The 4960-nt window shown below is 37.1% G+C and carries 6 protein-coding genes and 1 pseudogene; 3 read left to right on the forward strand and 4 right to left on the reverse strand.

From position 1 onward, the window contains the following. Both WBN20_RS06855 and WBN20_RS06860 read right to left on the reverse strand, forming a co-directional pair. A pseudogene (locus WBN20_RS06855) lies at positions 1 to 285 on the reverse strand (sterol desaturase family protein); the annotation flags it as partial. A gap of 75 nt (positions 286 to 360) precedes the next feature. After that, a complete protein-coding gene (locus tag WBN20_RS06860; RefSeq protein ID WP_424281174.1) occupies positions 361 to 855 on the reverse strand; it encodes a YkgJ family cysteine cluster protein in 495 nt (164 codons plus the stop codon). Positions 856 to 945: 90 nt separating this feature from the next. Here WBN20_RS06860 and WBN20_RS06865 point away from each other — a divergent pair, with 90 nt between their 5' ends. Both WBN20_RS06865 and WBN20_RS06870 read left to right on the forward strand, forming a co-directional pair. Continuing rightward, positions 946 to 1659, forward strand: a complete 714-nt coding sequence (locus WBN20_RS06865; protein ID WP_424281175.1) for a class I SAM-dependent methyltransferase — start codon at positions 946 to 948, stop codon at positions 1657 to 1659. Positions 1660 to 1724: 65 nt separating this feature from the next. Beyond that, the gene (locus tag WBN20_RS06870; protein WP_424270997.1) at positions 1725 to 2519 is read left to right on the forward strand and encodes a hypothetical protein; all 795 of its coding nucleotides are present in this window, start codon (positions 1725 to 1727) and stop codon (positions 2517 to 2519) included. Between the two features lie 87 nt (positions 2520 to 2606). Here WBN20_RS06870 and WBN20_RS06875 read toward each other — a convergent pair whose 3' ends face one another. After that, positions 2607 to 3239, reverse strand: coding sequence for a 7-carboxy-7-deazaguanine synthase QueE (locus WBN20_RS06875; protein ID WP_424270998.1), 633 nt, complete (start codon positions 3237 to 3239; stop codon positions 2607 to 2609). Between the two features lie 133 nt (positions 3240 to 3372). Beyond that, a complete protein-coding gene (locus WBN20_RS06880) occupies positions 3373 to 3825 on the reverse strand; it encodes a RidA family protein (protein ID WP_424270999.1) in 453 nt (150 codons plus the stop codon). A 57-nt stretch (positions 3826 to 3882) separates the two neighbouring features. On the opposite strand from WBN20_RS06880, the gene WBN20_RS06885 reads away from it, so the two are divergent. After that, positions 3883 to 4960 (forward strand): helicase HerA-like domain-containing protein (locus tag WBN20_RS06885; RefSeq protein WP_424281176.1); only part of this gene is annotated, 1078 nt, incomplete at its 3' end.

The following is a 4960-nucleotide window of genomic DNA, read 5'->3' on the forward strand; positions in this document are numbered from 1 at the left end:
TACATAGAGCCATAGCGGAATTTCAGGTAACCAATTTATAATACCGAATTTAGTTGTCGTAACCCAATCGCTTGATTTCAACAGTACAAAAGCCAGCCCAAAATTGATAAGAATTGTGGTAAGTGTAAAGAAGAAATTTGGAAGGGCATGCTTCCACTTTTTATACTTGAAATTAAACAGCGGCAATGCACCTTCAAGAAGCCAAAAAAAGGTTATTCCTAAAACAAGAATAAGGCTTCTGTGGAAAGACGGTATGTTTTCAAAATAATTTAATAAAACCTCCATTGCGTAAAGTTACTATTTTCGGATTAATTTTTTTGATATGAGCAGTCGCTTCGAAAGAACTATTTGACTAAATCCCTAGATATTAATCTTCTTTTTCATTTCTTCAACTATGTTATAAGCAGCAGGGCATATGGCTACATTCTTGAGTGTAAGATTTGTAATCTGTTGAAATTTTTTGCGATCTGTATGGGGAAATTCCTGACAAGCTTTGGGTCTCACATCATATATGGAACAATAGTTATCCACTCCAAGAAAAGCGCAGGGAACTTGCTTAAGCACATAATCATTGTCTTCATCAATTCTCAAATAAGTGTCTATGAATTTTTTTGGTTTTTGCTTAAGACTTTTTGATATTCGAACAATATCTGCAGTTGTAAAAAGTGGTCCGGTAGTCTTACAACAATTAGCACAATCCAGGCAATTTGTTTTTTTAAATTCAGCCTGATGTAATTCCTGCATGATATAGTCCAAATTCCGCGGTGGCCTCTTTTTAAGTTTAGTAAAGAATTTTTTGTTTTCCGTATGCTTTTCTTTTGCCCTTAAGGGTAAGCTTTTAAGTAGTTCTTTCATCCGGATCTATAAATTCAATTTATTTAATTGTTGGCTGTTTTTACTTTCCACCCAAAAAGTTCACTTTTGCATGTAAAATTACAAATTTAAATGAGCAGGGATATTTTTGGCATGGCTCTGATTGATTTTCAAAAAGGAAATTATTCTGAAGATATTATTACTTTCTCCTCACTGGACGAGAAAGACATACTTCCTCTGCCTTATTTATTCCGAGATTATGATGCTATGCCTTTAATAGAGCAAAAAGCTTTAGATCTCTGCCGCGGAACTGTGTTAGATGTGGGATGTGGGTCTGGCAGCCACAGTCTCTATTTGCAAAATAAAGGTGTTGAAGTTATCGGTCTCGATGAATCTGAAGGAGCTGTATGCACTTCTAAATTAAGAGGTGTAAAAAATGTAATACACTCAAATATCTACGATTACTCTGGTATGAAATTTGATACTATTTTGCTATTAATGAATGGGGTTGGAATAGCAGGACGGTTAAATGGCTTACCTCGTTTATTAAATCATTTAGAAGGATTATTGAATCCCGGAGGGCAAATATTGTTAGATTCCAGTGATATCATTTATATGTTTCAAGTAGATGATGATGGTGGTTACCGGATCCCGAATCATGGGAAATATTATGGTGAAATAGAATTTACAATGGAGTATAAAGGGTTAAAAAGTGCTCCTTTTAATTGGTTATATTTAGACTATAACAGCCTTAAACAGATTGCTGAGCAGCAAAATTTAAGCTGCGAACTTATTTGTGAAGGCATACATTACGACTATTTAGCCATGCTTAGAACGCAACCATAATAGAAACCTGAAATTCACGTTGTATTTTATATGTAATTTTGTCCTGAAAGAAAATTAAAGATGCTATGAAGACATTTCGAATACTAATACTATTACTCGCTTTTGGTTTACTCATAAATTGTTCAAAAGATAGTGATGATAATTTAGATGGAGGCATTGACAAATCTGCCAATTTACTGGCCACCGGAGCTTCTGCTAATGATATCCTCTCCAATACCAGGTTCTCAACTTTGTTAATTGAAGCTGCCTACGTTGAAGGTTTCAGGCCTACAATGGAGACTATGAATAATTTTGAAATCTATCTTAGAAATCGAACTTTTAAGCAAAACATTCAGGTAGTATATCGGCAATTGCCTTCGCCTAATGAAGAAACCCTTACACTACAGGAGATTGCTGATCTTGAAAGCGAAAACAGGACGGAATATAATAATGGAGAGACACTTGCCATTTATATTTATTTTGCAGATGCCCCATCAGATTCCGATGATGAAGACCAGGGTATTGTAACTCTTGGAGCAGTATATAGGAATACATCAATGGTCATCCATGAAGGTGTGGTGCGCAAACTCGCAAATCAGAGTTCACTAATTACAATTACAGATGTTGAAACGTCTACCCTTAACCATGAATTTGGACATCTTTTTGGCTTGGTTGATCTGGGATCTGCAATGGTTAATAATCACGAGGACCCGGATGCCGAAAATCATTGCGATATAGCCGGATGCCTTATGCGTGGTGAATTGGAATTTGGCGGAGGAATGATGGGCGTTTTAGAAAAAAGCAAAATGTCAAAAGGTGTGGCAGTTCCTACTTTGGATGCTGAGTGCATCCTTGATCTTCAAAATAACGGAGGCAGATAATCCTTTTACCCTATTTTAGGTTTATTCTATTGTCCCGGTTTTATAAGCCGGACTGTTATCAATTACCTTTAATCGAATGGTCAAAACCTAAGGAATATTAAGATATTTATGGGTTTGTAAAGATACTTTCCATTTTGGATTTTTCATTACGTAATCTACAATCATTGGAGTTACCTTATCTCTTACACTCCACTCTGGTTGCAAGTACAAAATACAGGTTTTGCCAACTTTTTTTGCCTGTTCTTCTGCAAAAACCAGATCATTCTTATTATAAACAATAACCTTTAATTCGTGAGCCTCCTCGTAAATAGGGTCTACCGGTAACTTGTTTTTTTTAGGCGACAAACATATCCAGTCCCATATGCCCGACAAGGGGTAAGCTCCTGAGGTTTCTATATGAGTATTGAGTTCTTTGTTTTTTAAGGCTTCTGTTAAAGGCCCCATATCCCACATTAAGGGTTCTCCGCCGGTCACAACTATGGTATCTGAATAGTTGGCGGCATTATCAACAATACTCTCAATATTGGTTGGCGGATGGGTTTCGGCATTCCAGCTTTCTTTTACATCGCACCAATGACAACCAACATCACAACCTCCAACCCTGATAAAATAGGCAGCCGTACCTTTATGAAAGCCCTCTCCCTGAATAGTATAGAATTCTTCCATCAGAGGGAGCATTAGCCCCTTGTTTACCAATTCTAAAACCTCCTTATTGATCATCCGGCAAAGATAACATATAGAAGACGGTATCTTGAGGGTAATTTCCGGAAATAAATCAGAAATTGATTAGCTGGTGCTATAAGCACACTTTTCTCTCGTACAGCGCACAAGAAAAACTATTTCGTTAATAAATTCAATTTTTAACAGCTATTACATCTATCTCAACCTTCGCATTTCTAGCCAGACCACTGGCAGCAAAAGTTGTTCTTGCAGGTTTCTTTGTAAAATATTTGGAATAAACTTCATTAAAAGCTGAGAAATCATCCATGGTGCTCAATATAACCGTGCATTTAACAACATTGTTTAAGCTTAGTCCATGATGCTCTAATACTGCCTGTATATTCTTAATGGCCTGTTCCGTTTCTGTTTTAATTCCCGGTGCAACCATAGTTCTGGTAGTGTGGTCCATTCCTATTTGACCCGCAAGAAAAAAAAGATTTCCCGCTTCAACCACATCACTAAATGGTGCACTTCTTTTCTTCTCTTCATGTGATTCGTGAAAAGTAATACCTGAATCTTCCTGCGAACTCACCGCAGAACAACAAACTAAGGAGAGAATAGTAAATAATTGTAAATAATTTTTCATTCGGCTTTGGTTTTATTGTTGGATAAAATTACCCTATTTTTATCAAAAATAGACCAAATGAGTGCCAAAGAAGAATTCTATGCGCATATAGAAAAAGGGTATACAACTAAGGGTGATTTTATTACAATGGGTGCTGCAATGTTAGAAGGGGAAACCGTTACAGGGGCATATGTAAAAGTTCCCTTAAAGACCCTGAACAGACATGGGTTAATAGCTGGTGCCACCGGAACAGGTAAAACCAAAACACTGCAAATAATTGCGGAAAACCTATCTGACAAAGGAATACCGGTGCTTTTAATGGATTTAAAGGGTGACCTCAGCGGGATAGCTCAGCCAAGCCCCGGACATCCTAAAATTGATGAAAGACATGAGAAGATTGGATTACCTTTTGAACCCAAAAGCTTTCCGGTTGAAATTCTTTCCCTTTCAGAACAAGATGGCGTAAAACTCAGGGCGACAGTTTCTGAATTTGGACCTATTTTACTTTCCCGTATCCTGGATTTATCTGAAACACAGGAAGGAATTGTATCCGTTATTTTTAAATATTGCGATGATAACAAACTTCCTTTGCTAGATCTGAAGGACTTCAAAAAGGTATTACAATACGCTACGGGAACTGGCAAAAAAGAGTTTGCAAAGGAATATGGGAGAATTTCAACAAGCTCAACAGGAACTATTTTAAGGAAAATTATAGAATTGGAACAACAGGGAGCCGATTTGTTTTTTGGGGAGAAATCTTTTGACGTGGAAGACCTTACGCGCATTGATGAAAATGGAAGGGGTTATATAAATATCGTTCGTTTAACAGATATACAAGACAGACCCAAATTATTCAGCACATTTATGCTGAGTTTATTAGCGGAAATATATTCTACATTCCCCGAGCAGGGAGACAGTGACAGACCCGAGCTGATTTTCTTTATTGACGAGGCGCATTTAATTTTTAAAGAAGCTTCAGATGCCTTGTTGGACCAGATAGAAAGTATTGTAAAACTAATTCGTTCTAAAGGTATTGGGCTTTATTTTGTTACACAGAATCCAACAGATGTGCCCAATGCAGTGCTCGCGCAATTAGGGCTGAAAGTTCAACATGCCCTTAGAGCCTTTACCGCCAGAGATCGCAAGGCTATTAAAC

Source organism: Eudoraea sp., assembly GCF_049665975.1.
Classification (GTDB): domain Bacteria; phylum Bacteroidota; class Bacteroidia; order Flavobacteriales; family Flavobacteriaceae; genus Eudoraea.